Source organism: Stenotrophomonas capsici, assembly GCF_034961085.1.
In the GTDB taxonomy this organism is placed as follows: domain Bacteria; phylum Pseudomonadota; class Gammaproteobacteria; order Xanthomonadales; family Xanthomonadaceae; genus Stenotrophomonas; species Stenotrophomonas capsici.
Map to the genome: position 1 here is coordinate 109,465 of NZ_JAYFUH010000248.1, position 22,892 is coordinate 132,356.

At 64.0% G+C, this 22,892-nt stretch carries 24 protein-coding genes and 1 pseudogene; 10 read left to right on the forward strand and 15 right to left on the reverse strand.

The genetic code is table 11. The annotated features are described in order from the left end of the window. Positions 1 to 29 precede the first annotated feature (29 nt). A complete protein-coding gene (gntR, locus tag VA603_RS12995) occupies positions 30 to 1,073 on the forward strand; it encodes an HTH-type transcriptional regulator GntR (RefSeq protein WP_323439094.1) in 1,044 nt (347 codons plus the stop codon). A 219-nt stretch (positions 1,074 to 1,292) separates the two neighbouring features. On the opposite strand, the gene VA603_RS13000 is transcribed toward gntR, so the two are convergent. Next, entirely contained in the window at positions 1,293 to 1,661 is a 369-nt protein-coding gene (locus VA603_RS13000; protein ID WP_323439095.1) for a hypothetical protein, read from the reverse strand. A gap of 632 nt (positions 1,662 to 2,293) precedes the next feature. Next, a complete protein-coding gene (locus tag VA603_RS13005; RefSeq protein WP_323439096.1) occupies positions 2,294 to 2,971 on the reverse strand; it encodes a hypothetical protein in 678 nt (225 codons plus the stop codon). A gap of 60 nt (positions 2,972 to 3,031) precedes the next feature. Here VA603_RS13005 and VA603_RS13010 point away from each other — a divergent pair, with 60 nt between their 5' ends. Next, a complete protein-coding gene (locus VA603_RS13010) occupies positions 3,032 to 4,309 on the forward strand; it encodes an FAD-dependent monooxygenase (protein WP_323439097.1) in 1,278 nt (425 codons plus the stop codon). 257 nt (positions 4,310 to 4,566) lie between these two features. Here VA603_RS13010 and VA603_RS13015 read toward each other — a convergent pair whose 3' ends face one another. Beyond that, a complete protein-coding gene (locus VA603_RS13015) occupies positions 4,567 to 5,649 on the reverse strand; it encodes an SDR family oxidoreductase (RefSeq protein WP_323439098.1) in 1,083 nt (360 codons plus the stop codon). Between the two features lie 73 nt (positions 5,650 to 5,722). Here VA603_RS13015 and VA603_RS13020 point away from each other — a divergent pair, with 73 nt between their 5' ends. Further along, positions 5,723 to 6,112: a MerR family transcriptional regulator gene (locus VA603_RS13020; RefSeq protein WP_323439099.1), complete on the forward strand. Its 390-nt coding sequence runs from the start codon at positions 5,723 to 5,725 to the stop codon at positions 6,110 to 6,112. A 203-nt stretch (positions 6,113 to 6,315) separates the two neighbouring features. Here VA603_RS13020 and VA603_RS13025 read toward each other — a convergent pair whose 3' ends face one another. After that, positions 6,316 to 7,143 carry an alpha/beta fold hydrolase gene (locus VA603_RS13025; protein WP_323439100.1) on the reverse strand — a complete coding sequence of 276 codons (828 nt, stop codon included), beginning with the start codon at positions 7,141 to 7,143 and terminating at the stop codon, positions 6,316 to 6,318. A 566-nt stretch (positions 7,144 to 7,709) separates the two neighbouring features. Then, entirely contained in the window at positions 7,710 to 9,215 is a 1,506-nt protein-coding gene (locus VA603_RS13030) for a serine hydrolase (RefSeq protein WP_323439101.1), read from the reverse strand. Between the two features lie 271 nt (positions 9,216 to 9,486). Here VA603_RS13030 and VA603_RS13035 point away from each other — a divergent pair, with 271 nt between their 5' ends. Further along, positions 9,487 to 10,032: an SMI1/KNR4 family protein gene (locus tag VA603_RS13035; protein ID WP_323439102.1), complete on the forward strand. Its 546-nt coding sequence runs from the start codon at positions 9,487 to 9,489 to the stop codon at positions 10,030 to 10,032. 28 nt (positions 10,033 to 10,060) lie between these two features. On the opposite strand, the gene VA603_RS13040 is transcribed toward VA603_RS13035, so the two are convergent. Together VA603_RS13040 and VA603_RS13045 are read right to left on the reverse strand one after the other, a co-directional pair. Next, positions 10,061 to 10,438: an MmcQ/YjbR family DNA-binding protein gene (locus tag VA603_RS13040; RefSeq protein ID WP_313256038.1), complete on the reverse strand. Its 378-nt coding sequence runs from the start codon at positions 10,436 to 10,438 to the stop codon at positions 10,061 to 10,063. Positions 10,439 to 10,490: 52 nt separating this feature from the next. Continuing rightward, positions 10,491 to 11,150: a lysoplasmalogenase gene (locus tag VA603_RS13045; RefSeq protein WP_323439103.1), complete on the reverse strand. Its 660-nt coding sequence runs from the start codon at positions 11,148 to 11,150 to the stop codon at positions 10,491 to 10,493. A gap of 206 nt (positions 11,151 to 11,356) precedes the next feature. Here VA603_RS13045 and VA603_RS13050 point away from each other — a divergent pair. Next, positions 11,357 to 11,566 (forward strand): annotated as a pseudogene (locus VA603_RS13050) (VOC family protein); the annotation flags it as partial. 69 nt (positions 11,567 to 11,635) lie between these two features. On the opposite strand, the gene VA603_RS13055 reads toward VA603_RS13050, so the two are convergent. Together VA603_RS13055 and VA603_RS13060 are read right to left on the reverse strand one after the other, a co-directional pair. Then, entirely contained in the window at positions 11,636 to 12,439 is an 804-nt protein-coding gene (locus VA603_RS13055) for an alpha/beta hydrolase family protein (RefSeq protein WP_323439104.1), read from the reverse strand. Then, positions 12,429 to 13,484 (reverse strand): DUF3182 family protein, encoded by a 1,056-nt coding sequence (locus VA603_RS13060; protein ID WP_323439105.1) that lies wholly within the window; start codon positions 13,482 to 13,484, stop codon positions 12,429 to 12,431. Before VA603_RS13060 ends, VA603_RS13055 begins: the two co-directional genes overlap by 11 nt. Before the next feature lie 198 nt (positions 13,485 to 13,682). Between VA603_RS13060 and VA603_RS13065 the strand changes: the two genes are divergently transcribed. Both VA603_RS13065 and VA603_RS13070 read left to right on the forward strand, forming a co-directional pair. Beyond that, positions 13,683 to 13,826: a hypothetical protein gene (locus tag VA603_RS13065; RefSeq protein WP_323439106.1), complete on the forward strand. Its 144-nt coding sequence runs from the start codon at positions 13,683 to 13,685 to the stop codon at positions 13,824 to 13,826. A gap of 96 nt (positions 13,827 to 13,922) precedes the next feature. Further along, positions 13,923 to 14,114, forward strand: a complete 192-nt coding sequence (locus VA603_RS13070) for a hypothetical protein (RefSeq protein WP_323439107.1) — start codon at positions 13,923 to 13,925, stop codon at positions 14,112 to 14,114. A gap of 26 nt (positions 14,115 to 14,140) precedes the next feature. Here VA603_RS13070 and VA603_RS13075 read toward each other — a convergent pair whose 3' ends face one another. Genes VA603_RS13075 through VA603_RS13085 form a run of 3 tightly spaced genes read right to left on the reverse strand, consistent with a single transcriptional unit; the run spans position 14,141 to position 16,402 of the window. Further along, on the reverse strand, positions 14,141 to 14,794 hold the full coding sequence (locus VA603_RS13075) for a DUF6766 family protein (RefSeq protein WP_323439134.1): 654 nt from the start codon (positions 14,792 to 14,794) through the stop codon (positions 14,141 to 14,143). Between the two features lie 27 nt (positions 14,795 to 14,821). Next, a complete protein-coding gene (locus VA603_RS13080) occupies positions 14,822 to 15,805 on the reverse strand; it encodes a magnesium transporter CorA family protein (protein ID WP_323439108.1) in 984 nt (327 codons plus the stop codon). A gap of 21 nt (positions 15,806 to 15,826) precedes the next feature. Continuing rightward, a complete protein-coding gene (locus tag VA603_RS13085) occupies positions 15,827 to 16,402 on the reverse strand; it encodes a hypothetical protein (protein WP_323439109.1) in 576 nt (191 codons plus the stop codon). Positions 16,403 to 16,690: 288 nt separating this feature from the next. Between VA603_RS13085 and VA603_RS13090 the strand changes: the two genes are divergently transcribed. From VA603_RS13090 to VA603_RS13100, 3 genes are all read left to right on the forward strand, one after another. After that, the gene (locus VA603_RS13090) at positions 16,691 to 17,854 is read left to right on the forward strand and encodes a zinc-dependent alcohol dehydrogenase (RefSeq protein WP_323439110.1); all 1,164 of its coding nucleotides are present in this window, start codon (positions 16,691 to 16,693) and stop codon (positions 17,852 to 17,854) included. Positions 17,855 to 17,856: 2 nt separating this feature from the next. Beyond that, positions 17,857 to 18,456, forward strand: coding sequence for a cysteine hydrolase family protein (locus tag VA603_RS13095; RefSeq protein WP_323439111.1), 600 nt, complete (start codon positions 17,857 to 17,859; stop codon positions 18,454 to 18,456). A 188-nt stretch (positions 18,457 to 18,644) separates the two neighbouring features. Continuing rightward, positions 18,645 to 18,821, forward strand: coding sequence for a hypothetical protein (locus VA603_RS13100; RefSeq protein ID WP_323439112.1), 177 nt, complete (start codon positions 18,645 to 18,647; stop codon positions 18,819 to 18,821). A 223-nt stretch (positions 18,822 to 19,044) separates the two neighbouring features. Here the strand turns inward: VA603_RS13100 and VA603_RS13105 are convergent, their stop codons facing one another. The 3 genes from VA603_RS13105 to VA603_RS13115 form a co-directional block, all read right to left on the reverse strand. Next, a complete protein-coding gene (locus VA603_RS13105) occupies positions 19,045 to 19,644 on the reverse strand; it encodes an NADPH-dependent FMN reductase (RefSeq protein WP_323439113.1) in 600 nt (199 codons plus the stop codon). A 78-nt stretch (positions 19,645 to 19,722) separates the two neighbouring features. Further along, on the reverse strand, positions 19,723 to 22,254 hold the full coding sequence (gene ligD, locus VA603_RS13110; RefSeq protein WP_323439114.1) for a DNA ligase D: 2,532 nt from the start codon (positions 22,252 to 22,254) through the stop codon (positions 19,723 to 19,725). Next, complete coding sequence (locus VA603_RS13115; protein WP_323439115.1) at positions 22,251 to 22,886, reverse strand: GIY-YIG nuclease family protein; 636 nt, start codon at positions 22,884 to 22,886, stop codon at positions 22,251 to 22,253. Before VA603_RS13115 ends, ligD begins: the two co-directional genes overlap by 4 nt. Positions 22,887 to 22,892 lie beyond the last annotated feature (6 nt).

Below are 22,892 nucleotides of genomic sequence, written 5' to 3' on the forward strand. Positions count from 1 at the left end.
CACAGTTTTTTCGCTTGGCAAACTGTCTGATGACGGCCGGGAACAGTGACAGGAAACACCGCAGGACTTCCCGGGCCACCGGCCGCGTCACGCTGGACCAGGTGGCCCGCCATGCCGGCGTCAGCCCGATCACGGCATCACGTGCACTACGCGGCTTGGCCTCGGTCGCGCCCGATCTGGTCGACCGGGTACGCCAGGCAGCCGATGCACTCGGATACGTGGCCAACCCGGCCGCCCGTGCCCTGGCCTCGCAGCAGAGCCAGAACGTCGTCGTGCTGGTGCCTTCGCTGGGCAACCAGTTGTTCATCGACATGCTGGAAGCCATCCACGCCGTCATGCAGCCGCACGGCCTGGAAGTGCTGATCGGCAACCATCACTACGACCGCGACGAAGAAGAGAAGCTGCTGCGCAACTACCTTTCCTACCAGCCGCGCGGCCTGCTGCTCACCGGCTTCGATCGCACCGAATCCACCCGTCGCCTGGTCGAGGCCAGCGGTGTGCCCTGTGTCTACATGATGGATCTGGACCCGGGGGCCGGGCTGCATTGCGTGGGTTTTTCGCAGGTGAGGGCAGGGGAGACGGCGGCCCGGCACCTGCTGCAGCGCGGACGCAAGCGCCTGGCCTACGTGGGCGCACAGTTGGACCAGCGCACCCTGCTGCGGGGTGAAGGCTACCGTCGCGCCCTGCAGCAGGCCGGTTGCTACGACCCTTCACTGGAAGTGCTGACCGCGCGTGCCTCGTCGGTCGGGCTGGGCGGCGAATTGTTCGGCCAGTTGCTGGCCAATCATCCCGACGTGGACGCGATCTTCTTCGGTAACGACGACCTAGCGCAGGGCGCACTACTCGAGGCGCTGCGCAACGGCATCCGCGTTCCGGAACAGGTCGCCGTATTGGGATTCAACGACCTGCCCAGTTCGCAGTTCATGGTTCCGCGGCTGTCCAGCATCCGCACGCCGCGCAAGGCCATCGGCATGCAGGCCGCCGAACGCTTGCTCGACCTGATCCACGGCAGGATGGTTGACGCACCCATGCTGGATCTGGGGTTCGAACTGATGGTGCGGGAAAGCAGCTGAGCTGGCCGCGATTACTGATTGTATTGAGGACGCGTTGGCGTCCGCAAAGGGACGATTCCGCGATCAAGGCTTGGCACGATCAGGCTGGCCCAGCGACCATTTAAGTGACTCGTCACTTAAATTGATCCGTAGAGGGCGGTAATGATTGGCCGATGACGAGGAAGTTGGCCGGCAGCCAGCAGCTAGGCAATTAACGTGATTCGTCACTAAATTGCCAAATCAGCAGCGTTCGCCAGGCACGTTCTCCCAGCCGCCCGGGATCTTCCGGAACGGTATGCCATCGATGCAACGCCACGAAGCGCGCTCCCTGGCGTCCTGTTCGGCACGTTGGCGCGCGTTCTGGACATCCCGCAGGTGTTCAACCGGATCGTCGGCTGAGACGTCAACGGGCAACGCCGGAGTTGCCGGTGAAATCGGGGCGCTTCCAGCGCGCTCAAACCGCGCATTCCACGCAATCTGCGTATCGATGTGCTGCTTGACCCCGAAAGCAGCCAGCGCGAGCAGGACAGCGGCGATGAAAAGCAGCCACGGAAAGCTCCAACGCCGAGCCTTGATCGGTGGCAAGTAATCCGGCCGTTGTCGTTCCATGAACCCACCTGGATTTCATTCTGGGCGGATTGTAAGGCGGAGCGGGGCATGGGGGCTGGGAAGGTCGATGTTATGCGGAAGGACATCTGGGCCGATGTCAGCGCGATCGAGCATGGGATCGCTGGGCCGACAGCCTTCGGCCGTGGCCGGAGTAAATTTAACATAATATACATTATGCGAAATTCGCCGCCGCCGTCGGAATGGCGCTCGCGGCCCTTATCTGCTGTCAGTTTTTTTAGTTCGTGTCCTTTTTGCGTTGGATCGCGCCCCTCATTGATTTAATTAGGTATTTTCCACCGTTCATGGACACGATCCTAAGTAAACGCTAGCTCTTTGACTTCTTTTCCCTAGAGATTGCGGGCTTCAGCTTCCTCCGAAGAGCGGCTGTTCACCGCAGAAAACTAAGGGCACTTCGAGCAGAAAAGCTGAGCAACCGACGCAGATGTTTTCGAACAGTTATGTACAGACGTAGACATCTACGGTGCGCGATGAACTATTTTGCCTTTGCCTTCCTAGGGACTGGAAGCTTACGTTTACCACGCAAAGCCGCCTCGATAGCCGCAGGAATCTTGGTCAATTGTTCCTCTAGAACCTGGGATCTCGATCGTTGCCGGTCCATCTCTGTCGCCGCTTCAGTCGCTGCTTTGGCACATCAAATACTCCTTTTGCATCTTCTCGAACACTTCTCGCAACGTGGGAGGTGCCGCATAGCTCGACACGTGATTGGCGGCGTTCACATCAGCGACGGAGAGAAATGCCTTTTGCTCCGAGTAAGGCCCTCGCGAGACACCGGTAATGTTCATATGCAGGCGATCAACGGGAGCCTGCTGCTGATTCAATTTCTCCATCCGGCCAGACTTCCAGCGATAGAAGTTCGCCATGTACGTACCCTGGGGCTTGCCTCGACAGAAGATTCCGAGCGCCTGGACCGGAATGGTGACGAAGTAGACGTCGCCATCCACTAGATCGAAAGCCAGCGGCTGCTCCGCTGCCGGGGAAGACCAAGAAAATGCCGCCGGTGCATAGCGGATTTCCTGGTACAGCACGTTGCCTATCGTGGAATTGGGAAAGCCGGTTCTCGCCGATTGCGAGTATCTATCGATCGTTACGGTTCGCCCGTCATGCAGGCGCACTTCCTCCACCCACCGCTTCTCGATCTTGCTTCCGCATCCCGTCATCAGCAATGCGGGGACGATGGAAGCGACAGCGATGGTCAAACGCCATCCGCGCCGACGTCGGACGCTCGACTCTGCCTTCGATTTCCTTGGAACGCGCACTGGATCTGCGTCCGTACCCGGATTGATCTTCATCGCTCACGCATCCCCTCGCCGACATCAAGTGGCCGAATCTAGCATGCCCTCCCGACGGATGTGACGCAGTGGAATGCTCACCGGGCACTGTATGAACAAGAGGGCTTCAGCGTGGAAATTGGAATACTTGGCGGTGGCATTGCGGGCCTGAGCGTGGCACTGGCATTGCGCAAGCAGGGCTATAGCCCTCGGGTCTATGAGCGTCGCGCGGCGCCGGCAACCATGGGGGCCGGCGTGACGCTCTGGCCCAATGCCAGCTTTGTGCTGGAAGAACTTGGACTGCTGCAGGACATCGCGGCCATCGGCGGTCGGCCGCTGACAATGCGCCGCCAGGATGATGCCGGAAATGCGTTGGGAGGCCTCGATATCGGTTTGCTTGACCGGACCATGGGATACCCGACTCACACGGTGCTGCGCAGGCATTTGCAGGAGGTGTTGCTGGACCACGCGGCGCGGGCGCGGATTCCGGTGGAGTTCGGGCACCAAGCGGTTGCCATCGAACTGGACGCGCATGGCAGGGCCGTGGCGCAGTTCGACAACGGTACGAGCATCCGTCCGGATCTGCCCATTGGCGCCGATGGCCGCATGAATTCGGTAGCGCGCAAGTTTGTCGCAGGTGACAACGCCCCTATTTACCAGGGCTTTGTGAACTGGATCGGCGTGGCGCAAAGCCAGCATGCATTGGTGGACGACGGTGCGATTCTGGACTACTGGGGCACGGGTGAGCGCTTCGGTTGCGTACCGGTTCGCCCCGACTTGGTGTACTGGGCCGCGGCGCAGGCTCGCCCCGCATCTCAGGCTATACCGAGCGCAGATATGCGTGGGGACATCGAGGACTTGTTCGCGGGATGGCCTGAGCCTGTCGCGGATATCATCCGGGCCACGCCCGCGAATGCCATCCGCTTGATTGCGGTGCATGACCTGGAGCCGCTGCAGACATGGAGCCGGGCGAACGTGCTGTTGGTGGGTGATGCCGCCCATGCGCCGTTGCCGACTTCGGGACAAGGTGCGTGCCAGGCGTTGGAAGATGCGTGGCACCTGGTCCGGTGCTTGGACAGTGCAGGTGGTGGCTTGGACGACGTCTTCCAGGCGTTTTCGAGAATCCGTGCTCCCAAGACCGCAAGGCTGGCCGAACAAGGCCGGGGCTTCGCACGCGGATTGTTCGCCACCGATCCTGAGTCCTGTCGCATCCGCAACGAACGGGCCAAGGCCTCCAATCCTGCGCGTGATGTGCAGCTCTTGGCCGCCGGATGGGCACAGGGCCTGCCAATGCCGGCGGGCTCCGAGGGCATGCCCGCACAAACGGGAGGCTTTGACAGCCTTTACCGGATTGAATGATGTGTGAGGGACGTACTGCACCGGGTTCTACGCAGATACCCATTTACACGCATCCAGCCGGTATGCGCCGCATTGCAGGCATTGGTCATTGAAACTCGGACGACGGAAACGGGGCAGAAAGGGGCTCTCCCCTGCCCCGATAAACAACCATAGTCTCCGACCTGCTTGAATGCCGCTCCCGACAAGGGACTTCATCCGGGGCGGCAATCCTGCCGTGGTGCCGCGCCGACCGCTCTGCCCTTACAGGGGCGGAGTATTCATGAAATGCCCTGGCCTCCAGTGATGTAGTTTGATTCAACGAATACTGCAGTGTTACGGAGGGACTGACGCATATCCGGCTTGGCTATCCCGTGCTTATGGCGGAATCGCTCAACCTCTGCCGTGTTGAAACGCGCAGTTTGTATGAAGTCCAAGGATTCGGCACTCGCATTCAAATAGCGCGCAATGGGACGAATGCCCAGCAGGAGTTTCAACAGCCGAAGAGGAACGTGGTGTTTTGGCGGTTTTGCGCCAAGCTGTGTTGCCACCTCCGTCAGGAGTTCTCGCAAGCCGGGGCTTTGGCCGTCAAGCGCCAGCAACTCCTTTCCAGCCATGGCAGGATCAAACGCGCATGCCGCCGCCATCTCAACCAGATCATCCACCGTGACCAGCGGCAGCCAATGGTCGGCAGTGCCGGGTACAGCCGTCAGCTTGCCCAGCACAAGATTGCGAATCAATTCGGCCAGCGGCTGGCCGTCGAGAATATGCCCGGTGCGACTGTGGCCGCAAACGGTAGCCGGATGGATAACGGCCATCTCCCCTCCCGCGGCCGACATCACTCCCAAGGTCGAGAAATGCGCCTCCAGCTTGCTTCCTTCGTAAGCACCCACACGACGATAGACGGCGGACCAGTTGGTCAGCTCTGGATGGGCGATGTCGATTCCGATGCGTTGAAGGTGTCCAGCATTTTTCAGCATGAAGCCACCGAACATGACCAAGCGGCTATCCTGCTCTGCGGCCAGTAGTGCCACGCGCCTTGAGCCTTCCACGTTGACTGCACGGGCGTGTTCCATTGAAAGCCCCCAGGCGAAATGGGCGCCCAGGTGAAACACGACCCTGGATTGCCTTAGCACTTCCCGGTCCGCATGGCTCAGCCCAATGTTCTCCTGAGCAAGGTCGCCGGCTACGGCAAAGACCTTGGTTGCAACCCCTCCCAATCGGTCGACTTGCTCGCGCAACGCGGCCAGGCGCTCCGGGCGACGCATCAGCACCCGGACTGTATGACCTTTTGAACTCAGGCATGCAATCAAATGCTGCCCGATGAAGCCGGTTCCCCCCGTGACAAAACACTCGACGCTCACTTCCTGATTCCTTAGGTAGGGTGAAAAATCGAGTGTAAACTGTCGACCTAACTCTACAGTCAAGCACTTCCTCATGAGAATCGGCGAGCTCGAGACCCGTAGTGGCGCCAGCCGCCATACCCTGCGCTACTACGAGAAGATCGGCCTGATCTCGCCGTCACGGCGAACCAACAACTACCGTGTCTACACGGCGCAGACGCTGCAGGATCTGGAGTTCATCCAGCATGCGCAGGGCATGGGCTTTTCCCTTGGAGAAATCGGCGAAATCCTGAGTGCTCGACGCAGCAAGGCGATCGATTGCGCTGCAGGCGCCGCAATCATCTCCAGGAAGATGGCGGATATTGAAAACAAAATGTCCCGCCTCAAGAGCATTCATGAGTATTTGAACAAGGAGCGCGCAACGCTCAGCGCCAGTGCGGCCAGACAACTAGAGCTTCAGGCTAAGCACAATCTGTCCGAGTAAGCAGCCAACATCACCGTCCGGAGCATCCCCTGTCGGGAGGATGCGGCATCAAGACCACCGCAAGCTCGCGCCGGTAAAGGAGGCGGATGTCCGCTTTTGGGTGGAGTTCTGCCCTACCCCAACAATGGGCGCTCCGGATGCAGCCGGAGGCCCAGATTTGTTCACCAGGTCTCAAGCCAGCGCGTCACTCGGCATACGTCCAATCAGTGCACGGCAGACGCGGCGCTGTCTGTAACGGTGCGAATAGCGTCCACGATTGCAGCAGGATCTTCGCGATGGATGTTGTGGCCGGTCGCAAAGTAACGGTGGGAGCCGCGTGCGAAACCCGCGAACAGCATTGCGTGCTGGGCTTTCCAGACGGCTTTGCCTTGCACCGTTTCTTCAAGGACGAAAGGTTTGGCCGCAACTTGGGTGGAGGTGAGCAGCGCGACCGGTACATCCGGCATCGTGCGTGGTGTGGCCGCATCGGGTGCGTCCAACTGTGCAACCAGCGTTTGATAGTCGGCGGCCAATGTGGGCGGCAATATCCCCAATAGCTTGGCATCGTCCGCCTGGACCCGTGCGCTGTCGGCCTGTTTGAGGGCATGCCGCTGCCCAATCGTCGTCGGATCGACCAACACCAAGCCCTGCAGGCGCTCCGGGTGACGGCGTGCGAACTCGGTGGCGAGCAGGCCGCCGTACGAGTGCCCCACCAGAATGACCTTGTCTGCGGGAGCGAGGTTGCTGATCACGGCACCAAGATCGCTGAGATGCGCGTCGATGGTCTTGGCCTGCCCATCACTGCCCGATCCGCCCTGCCCCGCGCGCGCATAGGTGATGCCGCGATAACCGCTCCCCAGCGCAGCAATCACGTCCTTCCACACGTCAGGGCCTTGCCCGAAGCCTGACTCGAAGACGACGACCGGGCCTGTCCCAGCCTGCTCCGCCTTGAGCGTATACGCGTCCCGCTCGACGGAAACACCGTCCGCCTGTGCAGCCCCCGCTACGGCGATCAGGGCGGCCATCACCCACGTCTTCACGCCCTTGCTCATCACTCGACTCCTCCGTGCCTGGGCACGCAACCACCCTTGGATGAAAGGCGCGCGCCTGCCTCGGCGCGGGTTGCCTAACGACTCTGCGTCTAATCGTGCTGGTAATGTAGTGAGGTATAACACCATGGTCCCATGCTGGAAGTCATGGGCTTGGCGCCCCCGGCAATCACCCTGCTGACCCTGCAGACCCGCTTGTACCGCAGCCATCAGTGCTGCGAACGAACGCCTTCGGGGGAACTACGTACTTGCAGCCCGTTGGTTTCGAATGCGACCGATTCGGTACGCCAACGGATGGCCGCGAAGCATGCGCAGGTCATGTACTCCCATCGCTTGGGCGGCGCTTGCACAGAGACGACCGGTGCGAACACCACGCAACAACGGGAACGACACTGGGTCATGCGCGGTGGCCAGCAGTGGCACCGGCACCGCGAGCGGCCATGAGCATCTGTGTATCCCGCTCCCCGGCAACTGCGGCCAACGAACGGCGGTGGCGCGCTGTTGCGTCGATCGGTTGAATCCAAGGTCGGGACCAACCCAGCAAGGTGATAGCTCCAACACGCATGCACTCAGCGATTTTCAAGCGCTTTCAGAATCCCGGGGATGCGCGTATCACTCGGTGCAAGCTCGGCGGCCTTTTTGTAACTGCGTATCGCTTGGTCGCGATCTCCGTTGGCACGATGAGCCTCGCCAAGGCTGTCGTAGACATTCGCCGATTCCGGGTGCGCGTTGGCGTTCCACTGGAAAACCGCCACGGCCTCCGGCACGCGCTTCATCCTCAATAGGCGATAGCCCAGCGAATTCAGTGCTTTCTCGGAAGTATCGTATTCGCTGGCGGCCGCACCCAGCCCTTCATAGGCCCGGGTCATGCCCGCTACGCCCTGCGACGTGGCCAGTGGTATCAGCAGGTTGCCCAGGCTTTTCCTGGCCAGCGCAATCGGCTCGCCGTGGAGTACTGCCATCAATTCCTTGCCCAAGGTCGCTACCGTCTCACCCTGCCAGTAATTGTCCAGGATGATCACCACCGACCGGTCATGCTCGGCGCGGAGCCAGTAGCTCTGATAGCCGGGAACGCTGCCCGTATGTGATTCCACCTTGTAGGTGCCACCCGCCGGCAAGGTCCAGTTCTCCACCTCCCAGCCGTACCCATAGTTCGAGCGGTGGTCTGTCCACATGGCCTGCCGGGAGTGTTCTGCCAGAAGCACATCACCCTGGAGGGCTCGGTCCAGGCGAAGCAGGTCGTCAACCGTGGAGTAAAGGCCGGCTGCAGCGAACGAGACGCTCGGATCGATCGGCATGGGCCGTGCCAAGCTCAGGTCGGGCCGGGTTTGATACCCCGTCGCCAACCGTGGAATGAGGTCACTGGCGTGATACAGCCCGCTGTCCTTCATGCCTGCCCTGTCCAGGATCCGGCTGCGCACATTCGCCTCATAGCTGGCGCCAGTCACCTTCTCGATGACCAGGCCGAGCAGGAAGTAGCCGTTGTTGTTGTATCGCCATTCCGCCCCCGGCGCGCTGACCAGGGTTCCGGGTATCCACGCCTTCGCGAAGTCTTCTGGCTCGAACGACAGACGTGCCTGCGTATTCCACCACGGGTCCTCGTAGCTATGCGGCAGATCCGCGACGCCGGAGGTATGGTTCAACAGTTGTGCCACCGTGACCGAAGCAGCGGGGGTGTTGGCGTAGAGCACCGGCAGGTAGTCGCCCAGCGTTCCCTCCAGCCGCAATCTGTTCTCCTCCACCAACTGCATCACCAGGATGGCGGTGATTGGTTTGGTCAACGAGCCAATGCGGAACACGCCTTCGCCCACATTGGGCACCCGCCATTCCCGGTTGGCCAGCCCATGGGCGCCGCGATACAGGATGCGCCCATGCTGGGCGACAAGAACCACGCCATTGAAGTCACGGTTCGCTGCGTAGCTGTCCACCAACTGTTTCAGCTCGGCGGGACCTGCCTCTGCCCTGGCCGGTCCGGAAACAACGAGCAGCGCTGCAAGGAAGCCTGCTGCCACAAGAATGGCCCGCCGAAAGGATCGGCTTTCTTTCAGGGAGAGCGACAAGATGGCGCGCGGCATCCACATATCCCATTCATAAAGAGCGCAGTGTAGCCGTGCCGAATCATTGCGAACGGCCGCGATTGCCATGACTGATGGCCTACGAAAGACCCGCGGGCCCGGCCTCCAGGTCCGCGCCATTGTCAGCTGGGTTCAAGTTCGCGTCTTCGATCCAACCCCGTCGATGCTGGCAGAATGTCGTGGCCACTACGTTCCTTCTCGAAGCATTGGCGTGATAGAACAAGGGCTTCCCGCGGCCCGGCCGTACCCGGCGAGAAGCACCAGAATCACGATGACTCCAATCGAACAGTTCCACAAACAGATATGGGCCGCCCTCGGCCCGGTGGACGAGGCTGCCTTCGAGGCGATTGCCGCGCAGCCGCCGAGTGATGCGGAAGTACAAGCAGTTGAGGCTGTGCTTGACGCCCCGCTCCCGCCCGAATTCGTCGCCTTCTCGCGGAAGAGCAACGGTTTGCTCGTCGTTGCCCGGACCGAACTCTGGCCCGAGCCGGAGCTCTACTCGGTCGGCCCTGCCTGGAAGTTCTGGCGCGGCGTCATGTTGTTCGGCTTTGATACCGGGGACCTGCCCGAATGGGCCAGCCTCACCACGGCGGCGGCGGCACTGCGCGACCTCGAGGTTGAAGGCGTTGCCCCGGTCTTCAAGGTGCTGGGGGACCACGACCGGATCTGGGGCGTGGACCGCGATGGCGGCTCGGTACTGGTCATGGATGGCGAAGTACAACGCCTGGATGCCCCGATCGTTGAACTTTACGCTGCGGAGATTGCCGAGCTCATGGACCGGCAGCGGGAGTACGTCCGGACAGCACCGAAGCGGTAGCATGCTCCCGGCACGCGCACGCCTCCCGTCATTGGACTTTCGCGGGCAGCTGCCCGGTGATGACCGACTGCTGCCGCCGGGACAACCCCGACAGTGCTTTGGCGTACGACCAGCCGATCAGCTCCTGCAGATAGCCGGCGGGCACCGTAGCGACGTCGACGATGGTCACCCAGTGGAACCTGGCCATGTAGCGGGCCGGCTTGATGCCGGGCACATCGGTCAGCTCCAGAAACCGTTCGGAGGTGGTACGGAGGCTGAAGCGCCATCGCTCCGGCGCGCTGGTCTTGAAGTAGGCGAACTGGCGGCCCCCCACCTGGAACGCCAGCACGTTGCCCGGCGGCCCATGCAGTTTGACGGTCGCGCCCGGGTAGGCACTGCAGTGCTGCTTGACCTGTTCCACGTCCATCGGTGTTCTCCCGTGCATCTCAGGGGAATGGGGCACCACGACCGGCTGCCGTTCAGGCCACCGCGACGGCCACGTGCTGGATCGACAGCGCCAGGATGACCTGGGCCACGTAATAGAGCGGCAAGCCCCAGAGGCGATTGATGAAACGATGCGCCACGAAGCGGTCACGCGCCACGGAAATGTCCGACACGGCGAACGCGATGGCCCCGCCCGCGAGCAGCCAGTTGCCGGACGCCGCGCTCGCGGCGATCGCAAAGGCGCACATCGCGACGATGGCCAGCACATAGGCACCGACGGCAACGCGGTAGAACCCATCCAGATGCTTCCATAGCCAGGCAAGCACGCTGGCACCGATCACCGCCATGGCCGCCAGCCCGACCAGCAGCGCCGGCAACGGGACCCCGACCAACGAGAACGCCAACGAGAACGCCACGTGGGCCAGCAGGAAGCTGGTGATGCCGAGCAGGAAAAGCCGGTTCCGGTGTGACAGCAGGAACACGTCGCCCACCCAGCTGAGCACCAGCGCGGCGAGGATCACGCGCCCATAGGCCAAATGCACCGCATCGAGTTGCAGGGCCAGCGCGACGAACGCGGTGCTGGCGGTGATCTTGGAGATCGCCCTGCCCGGCCGCCATCCCCGGTACTCGCACACCACCAGGGCCGCGCACGCCGCAAGGCACGCAATGATCGTGATTTCCACACCGGTCAACATGAGCGTTCCTGCTGGAGGTCGTATGCAGCGCCCATGGGACGGGCAAGGCCGCACAATCTACCAGTGCGTCATGCTCGTGTGGCGATTGCGCGGGCGGTTCCGCGTCGCGTCGACATGCCAATGAACGATGTCGCCGGATAGTGGGTGCCGGACAGCAGCCTCATTCTCCAGGTACCTCTGCCCCACCCCGTACACGGCCGTGTTCGTCGCACGTGAGCTTCGCCCGTGAAGGCGGCACCGGGACGCCTGTCCCCGATCTGTCCATCGAGGTCGATGACCTTGATGAAGCCCTGCACCGGGTGCGACGGGCCCACATCCCCCTGGAGTACGGGCCCACCGACGAGCCTTGGGGCGTGCGCCGGTTCTACGTGAGGGGTCCATTGGGAAAGCTGGTCAACATCCTCCAGCACCTCTAGCCACTGCCGCTCACGCGTGGTGCGGGCAGCTGCCCCCGGTGCTCCTGCGTCCGCGCCATCGACTGCCCTTCAGCGCAATGCATCGATGCGCCCCTCGTCCTTGTACTCCCTCACCTTGCGCTCGGCGATGGCACCCCGCGAACCGACGATCATCTCCGTCATCCAGTCCACCAGCACATCGGTGTAGTCCTTCTGTGCGCTCTTGTCGTCGAACGCATGGCCGGCCCCCCGTATCAGCCGGCGCGTCATCGAGCGCGCCTTGGCGAAGGCGCTGGCATAGTCCTCGATGACCTGTCGTGGAATGATTTCGTCATGTTCGGCCTCGACCAGCAGCACGTCGCCGGTGAATCGTGCGCAGGCCTGCAATGCGTGGTTGTGCTGCGCGGCCAACGGCCGCCGACGGTAGGAGGGCAACTCCGGATCCGCGTTCAACTGGCGCTTCGGCGCCTCCCAGTCCCTGTCCAGGTAGATCGCCGGGGTCCGCAGCGCCAACCAACGGATCGACCGGATCCGGGAGAGCAATGCGGCAAGGTAACCGCCGTAGCTGATGCCGATCACCGCGATGGCCTCCTGGTCCACGTGCGGTTGCCGCACCAGCCAGTCGTAGGCGGCGCACAGGTCCTGCAGGTTCTGTGGGCGGGTAACCGTATCGCGGCTTGCTGCCATCGCCCGATGCCCGCGCAGGTCGAAGGTCAGGCATACGCAGCCGAGCGCGGCTGCCTCCCTGGCGCGACCGAGATCGTGCTCCTGGCTGCCTCCCCAGCCATGCACGAACAGCACCCCCGGCAACTCACGCTGGGGAGACAGCACCGTCGCCTCGACCGTCTCGGTGGCCGTGACGCCGATGCGGCAATGGTCCAGCTCAATATCCATGTGGTAGCACCCGTGCGTACTTCCGCGGCATACCCGCACCGCCTTCGGCGTAGACCACCGCTCCGGCCGGCAATATCCCCTCCCCGTAGGACTCGACGGTCTCGGCACTGACCACATCGTCCTGTGGATGCTGCTGGAACCACTCCAGTGCCAGCAGTTCGGCCATGCTGGCTCCGCCAAACCGCCAGGACTGTTCGAGCACGCCGGCATGGCGAATGCCCTGCGAGTCCACCCCGGCGATGACGTCGTAGTTCCGCCGTGATGCCAGTACGTCGTAGGCACCGCGTACCTTCGTGTCATAGGCCTCGGCCATGCACACCGACTCGTCCGGGAATGCCGTACGCAGCGTCTTCAGAGTTCCGCGGTGCACCTCCAGCGTGGATCCGCCGTAGACGTCATGCCCGCCCGGGCCGGCAACCGTGCACTGCGAACCACGGTACGCGATCTCATGCCCCGGCAGGCAAGAGCTGCCGACACTGCAGGTACTGGATTCGGCCAGATTCCGCTCCAGCACCAGGCCGGCCCGTACCGGCTCGTCCATCAATGCCGCCAACCAGCGGCGCAATGCTTCCTCGTCGCCCACGACCACCTGGCCGTTGCCGCCACGGGCAAAGGGGGATTTGACCCGCACCTGGCCTGCCTGGAGCAATGCGCAGCCAGCGGCCCACGCATCCTCGCGCGAGAACACCGAGTAGCCAGGCAAGGTCAGTGCCTCTATCCCGTCGATGGCCCGCCAGCCCTCCGGACGTGCAGCCCCGGCAGACCACAGCGGGTGACTGACAAGTTTGGTCGCGACGAAGGCGTGCGGGACGATGCCTCCCCACAGATGCGATTCGTCGGAGATGCGCAATGCATCGGCCTGGACGAAGGATAGTGTCGACATGGGAATGCGATAGCCTTGCCCATTGACGCCTGGCGACGTCTCCGCCGCGTCGTAGTCCAACCGCAGCAGTGCCGCCAATCGCGCCGCAGCGAAGCGCAATGCAGCAACCTCATGGGGAGCGCAGTCCGCGCTGCTGTCGAATATGAGCGAAAGCTTCTGCATTCGTGCTCCTTCAGGGCTGGCAGCCAACGCATGCTAGGCCGGCGCGGCGTTACCTGAAGGTGATACCGGCGTACCAGGGGCATCACCCGTTGCGCGTGGTCACACTTGTCGCGCCGCCCTTGACGCAAAGGCACGCCGCTCCAACATGCCAGCGGCCACATTGCACCTGCGGCGATGCGCCGTGACGGAGACATGCAGATGAACACACAACGGGAACGGGATACCGCGCAACAGCACTTCGGCCAACCCAACCAGAACGCTCCCAACAAGAACCCACCCGACGAGCGCGAACAGGAACAGCCGCGCAGGACGCCAGGCCAGGACCACGATGAAGAAGAATGAAACACCACGCCGTCCCTCCACCCGGCGCGATGGATCGTGCCGGCGGAGGGTTCAGTGTGGCTGCACTCCCTGCATGACGGCGAAGGAAGCTCAACGATGACATCCCGTGATCGAACCCCCGGAACCACGACGTCCAGCGGCGCCAGCGACCAGGACAAGGCCAACACCCCGGACAAGCATCGCAACGACAAGGCGCGATGGAAGGACCATGACATGCCTGATGCCGACCATACCGCGCATCCGGAGGATTACGAACGCCTGCCGGTGGCTCCGCCGCGACAACGTTGACGTTGTCGTGTCCGGCCGGCGTTACCTCAGGTTCCGGTCTGGGAATGGGGCGATGCTAGCGGCTTGGACTCTGGCGACTTGTCCTGGCGCAGGAATATGCTCAGGACCACGATCGACAGCACCGCCAGGAACTCACTCTGCCAATTCTGCATGGACTCGAACCAGAACTGCGCGCCCAGCACGTGGTCGGCAACCGACTGCGGTGACTGGCCCTGCATCGCGCGTTGCTCATTCTCATGGATCCAGCTCCCGTAGGCATGCCCGACAAACGCCAGCAGGAACAGCCCGGCATAGGCCAATGCCAGTGAGTTGGCATAGAGCCAGCGCCAGCGGCCACCTGCACGCAGCGGCCAGGGGGTTGGCCCGGCTTCGATCCGCGTTTCCTCCCTGGCCGGGTCCAATGGACGCGACTCGGCCGAGCCGCGTTGGCGAAGGCCCACCGTCAGCAGCACGTACATGCCCATCTGCAGGAACTCGCTCTCCCAGTTCTCGAACGTCGCGGAGATGAAGTGCCCGCTTTCCAGGTAGTCCGCCATTGGTTCCGGAGGGCGGCCCTGCGCCCTCCGTTCAGCATTGCTGGCATGGAAGCCGGTTGCGATCTGCCCGGCAAGGAACGCCAGGAACAACCCCAGCAGGACCAATGACAAGCCGTTCTGCCTGCAGAAGCGGCAAGGCAACATGACGCGCATCGCGCTTCTCCCTTCACTTCAGAACCAGCGGCGGTGGCGGGCGAACAGGGTCACGCCCAGCGAGAACAACACCAGTCCGCCCACCACCGACCAGAACCCAAGGTCCTCGGACTCGAACAGGCTTGCCTGGAAGTTCATGCCCAGCGCACCGACGAAGGTTGCCAGCACGCCAGCGATGACGGTGACGAAGGTCAACACACGCATGGTCCCGTCCGTACGCAGCGCGACCTGTCCGCTGAACAACTCGAAGCTGCCTATGACCAGGTCACGCGCATTCTCGATCATGTCCATCGCGCGCTCGAACCGGGTGTCCAGCGCGACGAAGTGGCGCTCGGCGTCACGGTTCTCCGACGGACGGAAGTCCGGCCGCGACAAGGCATCGAACAGCTCGCGGTGGGGTGCCAGCATGCGTCGCATCCTCGATGCCCAACGCCGCAGGCGCTGCAGTTCGCCGATGTTCGCTTCGATGCGATTGCCCGGCATATCCGCTTCCAGGTGCTCCACCGCGCATTCGAAGTCGTTGACTGCGGCGAAGTAGCCGGCGAGCTGCCGGTCCAATAGCGTGGCAACGAAACTCTCGGCGGTCAGCGTGCCGATCGCCGCGGCATCGTCCTCATCCCGTAACGTGTGCAGGAAGCCGATACCCACTGTGTGATGGGTGACGACCCGGTTGCGGCCGGCCACGCAGACCAGCACCGCGCCGCTGAGTTGTTCCCTCCCGTCCGCCGGGGCGATAGCCACCGCGCGCGTCCAGAAATAGTCTCCCTGGCGCTCGACGGCCGGCGTGCTCCCATCGTCGACGAAGCGCAGCGCCCGCTCGGGCAGGTCCAGGCAATGCCAGAGCCAGCGAAGGGTTTCCCCGTCGGGCGCATGGACATCCACCCACAGCAGCTCATCGTCACCGGGCGTGCATCGGCCCAGGTCGCCGCGCTCGAGCGGGCGCGGCGGACCACTGGAACGGTACAGGCGTGCGCAGAAGGCCGGAACGGTTCCAGTATCCACGAACGCGTCCTCCGGGCCGGCTCAAAGATAGTCCTTGCGCGCCTTCTCCGCGCGGGCCGCCCCGATCGCGGTTTCCACATCCTTCTGTTCCTCCGGCGGCGGCAACACGGCCGGGATATCCAGACTCTGCAGCCATAGTTCCCGCGCCCATCCCTTCGTGTGGTAGAGGTGATGATCCTCCTGCTGCTCCACGGCTTCATAGGCCTGTTGTAGCACCTTGGCCGAGGCACCCCCGCGCCCGGCGACCCTGCCGATCAGCTCCCAGTTCTGGTGATCCTTGGTTTCGGCAAGGACCACGCATTCCGCGGCGACCAGCTCCGCCGCCGCAGGCGAAGCGTCGTTGATCGCCATCTCGATCGCGTCCACGAGCGCGGCGCCCTGATGCGCCACCACGCTGCGTCCCGGGCTTTCCGTCTCCAGGTCCAGGCCCAACTGCTCGAAGACCCGTGTCAGGATCTCCTCATGCCCGCGCGTCTCCTCCAGGTACTTCTGCCATTCATCGCGCAGGTCATCGTTCTGCACCGCCTTCAGGGCAGCGGCATAGATCTTCTGTCCGCCCCGCTCGGTTTCCAATGCCTGCAGCAGCAGTTCGGTCACCTGCGCACTATCGGTCCTACGAGCCATGGCTGCTCTCCTGATGAGGTGCACCCGGTGTAACCGGCTTTCCGATAACCCCGCGTGAGATGTGGTGAACCTGCTGCATACAGCACCGGATGCGCATGTTCACCGCACGCATTCATGCCACCTGCGGGTCAGGCCACGGGCAGCGTGCCACGGGCGAAGCGCGGCGACGGTGAAGCAGCCGTGAGCCTGCGCCCGCGTTGGCTCACGGAGCGTTGATCGCGCAGGGCGCAGCTTCAATGCAACGCCATCGAAGGAACCACGATGAAATCCCTCACTTACCAGGGAGCGCACAGCGTCAGCGTCGAACGGGTTCCCGATCCCGGCATCGTCGCGCCGGACGACATGATCCTGCGGGTCACCGCGACCGCCATCTGCGGCTCGGACCTGCATATCTTCCATGGCAGGATCCCCGGCATGCAGCACGGCGACATCCTTGGTCATGAATTCATGGGCATCGTCGAGGAGGTCGGCACCGGGGTCCGGCAAGTCAAGGCAGGAGACCGCGTGGTGGTCCCTTTCGTGATTGCCTGCGGTACATGCTTTCATTGCCGCCTGAATGAGTACGCCGCGTGCGAGACCAGCAACAGCGGCCCGGGCGCGTCCATCAACCACAAGGGAATCAAGCCACCGGCGGCACTGTTCGGTTACAGCCATCTCTACGGTGGAGTCGCGGGGGGGCAAGCTGAGCTGGTCCGCGTGCCAAAGGCGAATGTCGGCCCGCTCGTGGTGCCGGACGTGCTGCATGATGAGCAGGTGCTGTTCCTTTCCGACATCCTGCCCACGGGCTACCAGGCCGTGGTCAACGCCGGCGTCGGGCCCGGCGCGACGCTTGCGATCTTCGGCGCGGGACCGGTCGGCTGCATGGCTGCGGCATGCGCGCGCATGCTGGGCGTGGAGACGATCTTCATGATCGATCACCACCCTTGCCGGTTGGCCTTCGCACAGGCTGCCTACGGGGTGCTGCCCATCGATTTCGCCGGCACGGAGGACCCTGCGGGGGCCATCCTGGAAGCCACCGCCGGGCGCGGCGTCGATGCCAGCATCGATGCGGTGGGCTTCGAAGCCAAGGGCAGCACCACCGAGACCGTATTGACCGCGCTCAAGCTCGAGGGTTCCAGCGGCAAGGCCTTGCGCCAGTGCATCGCCGCCACGCGTCGATGCGGCACCGTCAGCGTGCCGGGCGTGTACGCCGGCTTCATCCATGGCTTCCTGTTCGGTGATGCGTTCGACAAGGGCCTGACCTTCAGGATGGGACAGACTCACGTGCAGGCACACATGCCGTCGCTCCTGCGTGCCATTGGCGAGGGTAGGCTCGCACCGGAGGCCATCATCACCCATCGCATGACGCTTGACGACGCGGCCAAGGGATACGAACTCTTCGACGAACGCCTGGAAGACTGCAGGAAAGTGGTCATGGTGCCTTGAGCATGAAGCCCCCAGGCAAACGCATGCATTCTTCGGCAAGGGACAATCCGCGGGACTGCGCCCTGCTCATCATCGACATGATGAATCTGTTCGACTTTGACGGCGGGTCGCAGTTGCAGGCCGCGGCATTGGACGCACTGCCTGCAATCATCCGCCTGCGGCGGCGCTTTGACCGGGCCGGTGCGCCGGTGATCTACGTGAACGACAACTTCGCGCATTGGCAAGGCGACTTCCACACCCTGCTGTCACGTTGTCTGATGGCCGGAGCCGGTCCGGCGAGGATCGCCCGGTTGCTCTCGCCTGCCGCGCATCACTATCACGTGCTCAAGCCGAAGCACTCCGCGTTCCTGTGCACGCCCCTGGCGGTACTGCTTGCCCAACTGGGCGCGCGCCGCCTGGTGCTGACCGGACTGAGCGTGGACTCCTGCATCATTGCCACCGCGATGGATGCCAACATGCGGGAGCACATGCTCTGGGTGCCGACCGATGCGGTCGCGGCGATCAGTCCTGCGCGGAAGTCAGGTGGCCTGGCGCTTATCCGCACGTCACTGCGGGCGGACGTGCGGACCACGCGCGCCATCACCGGACTGTTCCCTCCGTGAGCGCCTGTCATGCCACCCTCAGGGCGTGCAGGCACGCTCAGGCAACCTGCATGCATGGGCTCGTCCACATCGGTCGATATCGTTTAACACTTCAGACAGGTTATGCGGACTAGGTTGGTCGCAAGGGATATTACGCACTGGAGAACGAAATGGGATACAGCGCACAATACCTGACGGATGAAGAATGGATGCGGCTGCACGCCGCCTACAAGGCCCATGGCAGCGGGCCGGAATTCTGGCAAACCTACCAGGCGCTGATGTTCACTGTCTCGGACCGCACCGGTGACCCACGCATCAAGGTCGCCAACGAGATGGCGCGCCTTGCCGCCGGCATGGGGGTCACGCAGAAGGCCCTGTTCGTCTAGGCCGGAGAAGCGGATTCGCGCGGGTGCCAATGGAGTGGCCTCGTTTCCTGCTGCCGGCGACGTCGCACTAGTCCCCGCGCAGCCCGCTCCGTTCAAGGAAGGCAAGCAACTCCACCGGCGTGCGCATCCCGAGTTCGTGCATCACCCGCGAGCGGAGTGATCATCCGTGCGGTTGCCAGGCACCCGCACGGTGCTACCGGCCGGCGCTGCGGGGCAACGCGCTTCAGCGGCTACGTGGCCCGGCGTTCAACACCTGCATCCAGGCCTGGAAGCCCTCCAGGAATGTGCCCAGGCGCTTGTGGGTCGCGGCGTCGAATGCACCGGTTTCCGCGTCGCTGGCCTTGGCCGCCTCGGCGACGTACAGCTGCGGCGCCGTCATCGTGAGCGCCCCCATCGCCGCCAGGGCATGGCGGAGCTGCGACTGGGCGACCCGCGTCCCCCACCGGCCGGGCGTCGCGCCCATGATCGCCGCCGGCTTGCCGGACAACACTTCGCCGTACTCGGCGTCCTTGCGCGAAAGCCAGTCCAGCGTGTTCTTGAGCACCCCCGGCAGCGACTGGTTGTATTCCGGGGTCGAGATCAGCACGCCATCGGCCGCGACGATCGCCGCGCGCAACTGCTTCACCCCGTCCGGCCCGCCGTGGGTCTCGGATTCCAGGTCCTCGTCGAACAACGGCACCTGCGCGATGGTGTCGTAGACGGTCAGGCGAATGCCGGCCGGCGCAGCGGCTGCCGCCGCGTCCAGCAGGTGGCGGTTGTAACTGTGCCGGCGCAGGCTTCCGGCAAACGCCAGTACGTGGAAGGGAGTGTGCTCATCGGACATCGGGGAACTCCGTGGAATGGTCACGGCAACAGAACCACGCCGGCCATCCACCCGGCAAGCCCCCTCGTCATCGGCGAATCAGGACCATCGCGAAAGATCCTGACTGATCTCGTCGATGCCCTCCCAGGGATCCTTGCGCCGGCGCGCGAGCCGACGCGGCACGCTCTCCAGGGTGAACGCGTCGGCTGCCTGCAGGCGGCCCAGTTCACGCCAGTCCACTGGCATGGCCACCGGCGCACCGGGACGCGCCCGCAGCGAGTACGACGCCACTGCCGTGGCCCCGCGACCATTGCGTAGGTAGTCGATGAAGATGCGCCGGTTGCGCAGGCGCTTGCTCGCCGTGGCCAAGAAGCGATCCGGCTCGGATCGGGCCAGGGTGTCGGCAAAGCCGCGCGCGAAGCGCCGGGTGAGTTCCCAATCGCAACCCGGATTCAAGGGGACCACGACGTGCAGGCCCTTGCCGCCGGACACACGCAGGAACGACTCCAACTCCAGGCGTCGCAGCAACCGGCGGATGTCACGTGCTGCCTGCTTCACCTCCTGGAATGGGACGTTGGCGCCGGGATCCAGGTCAAACACCACGCGGTCGGCGATGTCAGGCGTGGCGGCACGTGCCCCCCACGGATGGAACTCCAGCGCGTTGAACTGCACCAGCTCCATCAGCCCGGCCAGGTCTTCCACCACCAGATAGTTGGCCCGGGCACCTGATTCCTCCTCCAGGCGGACCGACGCCACGCGTTCCAGCCCAGCGGTCAGGTGCTTCTGGAAGAAGCAGGCCTGCGCGATGCCTCCCGGGCAGCGCACCACCGACAACGGCCGGCCCACGATCGCGGGCAGCAACTGGTCGGCCACGGACAGGTAGTACTCCCAGACCTGACGCTTGGTGAGGTGGTCGTCGGGAAACAGCTGCTTCTCCGGGCTGGACAGTTCCGGCAATGACACGCCAGCCGTGCGCCGGGAAGCTTTCCTGGAGGTCTTCATGGTCGTGCCACCTTTCGCATTGCGTTGGTCAACGGCGTCCGTGCCGTTCCGCAGGTCGGCCACGGTCTTGTCCTGGCGCAGCGCCTTGAACGACGGCTGTCGCAGCAGCTGCTGCCGGCCAACACCCCGATAGAACACTTCGACCACGAACCGCGGGGCGAACCATGTCGCCGCCCGCAACGCTGGGTCCTTCACGGCCACGTGTACCGACGGCACGTGGGCGCCTCGTCCAGCCACCATCGTGCCCAGTTTCCGCAGCAGCGCCTCATCGAAACCGGTCCCTACCCGGCCGGCATACGTCCATCCATGCATCGCATCCGGTCGCGCCAGCAGCAGCGAGCCGAAACCGCTACGGGTGCCCTTGGGTTTGGTGAAACCCACTACCGCGAACTCGTCGCTTGCCATCTGCTTGGTCTTGCGCCATTCGTCGCTGCGGCCAGGGTGATACGGACGATCGGCGCGTTTGGAGAGGATGCCTTCAAAGCCATGCTGGCCAGCCAGGCGGTATGCGGCCTCACCGTCGCCCTGGGCGTGGCTGCTGAACGACAGCCGCGCGCCTGCCTCGCCCAGCACCTCCTGCAGCAGCGCCTTGCGGGCCTGCAGCGGTGCGCGGGCCACATCGACACCGTCCAGGTGGAGCAGGTCGAACAGCACGTAGCGCAGCGGCCCGTGGCGTTCACCCGCCAATGTGGCCTGCAGCAGATTGAAGTCATCCTTGCGCCCCTTGCCGGCGATCAGCTCGCCGTCCAGTGCGGCCGATGTCAGTCCCAATGCCCGCACCGCCTCGCCGATCTCCGGCAGGCGTTGTGTCCACTCCAGGGCATTGCGCGACCACAGCCGCACTTCGCCCGCCTCGACGGTAGCCAGCAACCGGTAGCCATCCCATTTGATTTCGTGCAGCCAAGCCTCGCCGGCGGGGACCGATGTCCCCAGCCGTGCCAACTGTGGCGCGAACGGACCTCGGGGGGCGGCCTGCCTTCGCGCCTGCGGCAGCGCCAATGCCCGGGATGCCCAATGCCCGCCCGCATCGCCGTTCCGCGCCTTGCGGACGGGCGGCATCGCCGGCTTGCGCGCGGTTCTGGCGGGGTTGCGGCCACCCGGCGGCGGCTTCACTTCGGCCAGCAGGTCATCGGCTTCCCGTTGCGCCGCCGCGTGTGCATCCTGGTCCTTGATCAGCAACCACTGCGGTTGCCGGGCATTGCGCTGGGACCGGATCAGATGCCATGCGCCCTTGAGCTTGTCGCCGAACAATTCGAAGCGAAGATGGCCATCGGCCAATTGCTGTTCGACGTCACCGTCGCTGGACCAGACGCCCGAATCGAACCGGGCGACATGTCCGCCCCCGTAGTGCCCTTTCGGGATGTCGCCCTCGAAGTCGGCGTAGTCCAGCGGGTGGTCCTCCACCTCCACGGCCATGCGCTTGACCGATGGGTCCAGGCTGGGCCCCTTGGGCACGGCCCAACTGCGCAGCACGCCACCGACCTGCAGGCGGAAGTCGTAATGGCGGCGACTGGCATGATGCAACTGCACTACGAAGATCGCGCGTCTGCTCCCGCCCACCCCCTTGTCACCACGAGGCTCGCGCGTTGCGTCGAACTGGCGCTTGCGCCGGTAGCGTTGCAGGCTCATGCCGGCCACCGGGCCGCGGTCAGCCGGTTCCGCTCGAACCACGCGGCCAAGGCCGGCGAGACCCACGCATCGAACGGCAGCGACAGTGCCACGCACGCATCCAGCGCATCCCGCAGCGCGGCCAATGGCGGCATGCGCGCGGCAGGGGGCCAATCCTCGATGCCTCCCCATTGCATGACCACCTCCCGTTCCAGGCCATCGAGTTCATCGCGCCATGGGCGCACCTGCTCGCGCACCCAGGCGCTCAGCGGCCAATGGACGGCAAAGCCCGCCGTGGCCAATGCCTGGCGCGCTTCCTGCAGGCGTGGCAATGCACCCCTGAACCACTCGGTATGGCCAGCTGCGCCCACCGGCACCAGCAACGGCGCCGGCGCGAGGTGTTCCTGCAGCACGCGTTTCCAATGCGTCTCCCATGCGCGCGCCTGCCTCACCGTCTCCGCTTCCACCAACCACCCCTGTTCAAGGTCGAAGAACTCGTAGTAGCGGCGCGAGAAGGCCTGCAGCCGCGCCATGGGATCACCGCTCATGCCGAGCTTGGCCAGATCCTCGTAGGCGCACGGGAACGCGTACAGGAAGCTCCTGCCGCGTGGCCCGGTCCCCACTCCATCAACGTGGACGATGCGACGGCTCACACGCCG

Excerpts from the sequence above, each read along its gene's own strand:
- VA603_RS13055 (WP_323439104.1), bottom strand. The coding sequence starts at position 12,439 with ATGGATATTGAGCTGGACCATTGCCGCATCGGCGTCACGGCCACCGAG.
- VA603_RS13090 (WP_323439110.1), top strand. The coding sequence starts at position 16,691 with ATGAAATCCCTCACTTACCAGGGAGCGCACAGCGTCAGCGTCGAACGG.
- VA603_RS13100 (WP_323439112.1), top strand. The coding sequence starts at position 18,645 with ATGCGGCTGCACGCCGCCTACAAGGCCCATGGCAGCGGGCCGGAATTC.
- VA603_RS13040 (WP_313256038.1), bottom strand. The coding sequence starts at position 10,438 with ATGGACGTGGAACAGGTCAAGCAGCACTGCAGTGCCTACCCGGGCGCG.
- VA603_RS13105 (WP_323439113.1), bottom strand. The coding sequence starts at position 19,644 with ATGTCCGATGAGCACACTCCCTTCCACGTACTGGCGTTTGCCGGAAGC.
- VA603_RS13075 (WP_323439134.1), bottom strand. The coding sequence starts at position 14,794 with ATGTTGCCTTGCCGCTTCTGCAGGCAGAACGGCTTGTCATTGGTCCTG.
- VA603_RS13095 (WP_323439111.1), top strand. The coding sequence starts at position 17,857 with ATGAAGCCCCCAGGCAAACGCATGCATTCTTCGGCAAGGGACAATCCG.
- VA603_RS13030 (WP_323439101.1), bottom strand. The coding sequence starts at position 9,215 with ATGCCGCGCGCCATCTTGTCGCTCTCCCTGAAAGAAAGCCGATCCTTT.
- VA603_RS13000 (WP_323439095.1), bottom strand. The coding sequence starts at position 1,661 with ATGGAACGACAACGGCCGGATTACTTGCCACCGATCAAGGCTCGGCGT.
- VA603_RS13005 (WP_323439096.1), bottom strand. The coding sequence starts at position 2,971 with ATGAAGATCAATCCGGGTACGGACGCAGATCCAGTGCGCGTTCCAAGG.
- VA603_RS13065 (WP_323439106.1), top strand. The coding sequence starts at position 13,683 with ATGAACACACAACGGGAACGGGATACCGCGCAACAGCACTTCGGCCAA.
- VA603_RS13035 (WP_323439102.1), top strand. The coding sequence starts at position 9,487 with ATGACTCCAATCGAACAGTTCCACAAACAGATATGGGCCGCCCTCGGC.
- VA603_RS13070 (WP_323439107.1), top strand. The coding sequence starts at position 13,923 with ATGACATCCCGTGATCGAACCCCCGGAACCACGACGTCCAGCGGCGCC.
- ligD (WP_323439114.1), bottom strand. The coding sequence starts at position 22,254 with ATGAGCCTGCAACGCTACCGGCGCAAGCGCCAGTTCGACGCAACGCGC.
- VA603_RS13045 (WP_323439103.1), bottom strand. The coding sequence starts at position 11,150 with ATGTTGACCGGTGTGGAAATCACGATCATTGCGTGCCTTGCGGCGTGC.
- VA603_RS13060 (WP_323439105.1), bottom strand. The coding sequence starts at position 13,484 with ATGCAGAAGCTTTCGCTCATATTCGACAGCAGCGCGGACTGCGCTCCC.
- gntR (WP_323439094.1), top strand. The coding sequence starts at position 30 with ATGACGGCCGGGAACAGTGACAGGAAACACCGCAGGACTTCCCGGGCC.
- VA603_RS13020 (WP_323439099.1), top strand. The coding sequence starts at position 5,723 with ATGAGAATCGGCGAGCTCGAGACCCGTAGTGGCGCCAGCCGCCATACC.
- VA603_RS13025 (WP_323439100.1), bottom strand. The coding sequence starts at position 7,143 with ATGAGCAAGGGCGTGAAGACGTGGGTGATGGCCGCCCTGATCGCCGTA.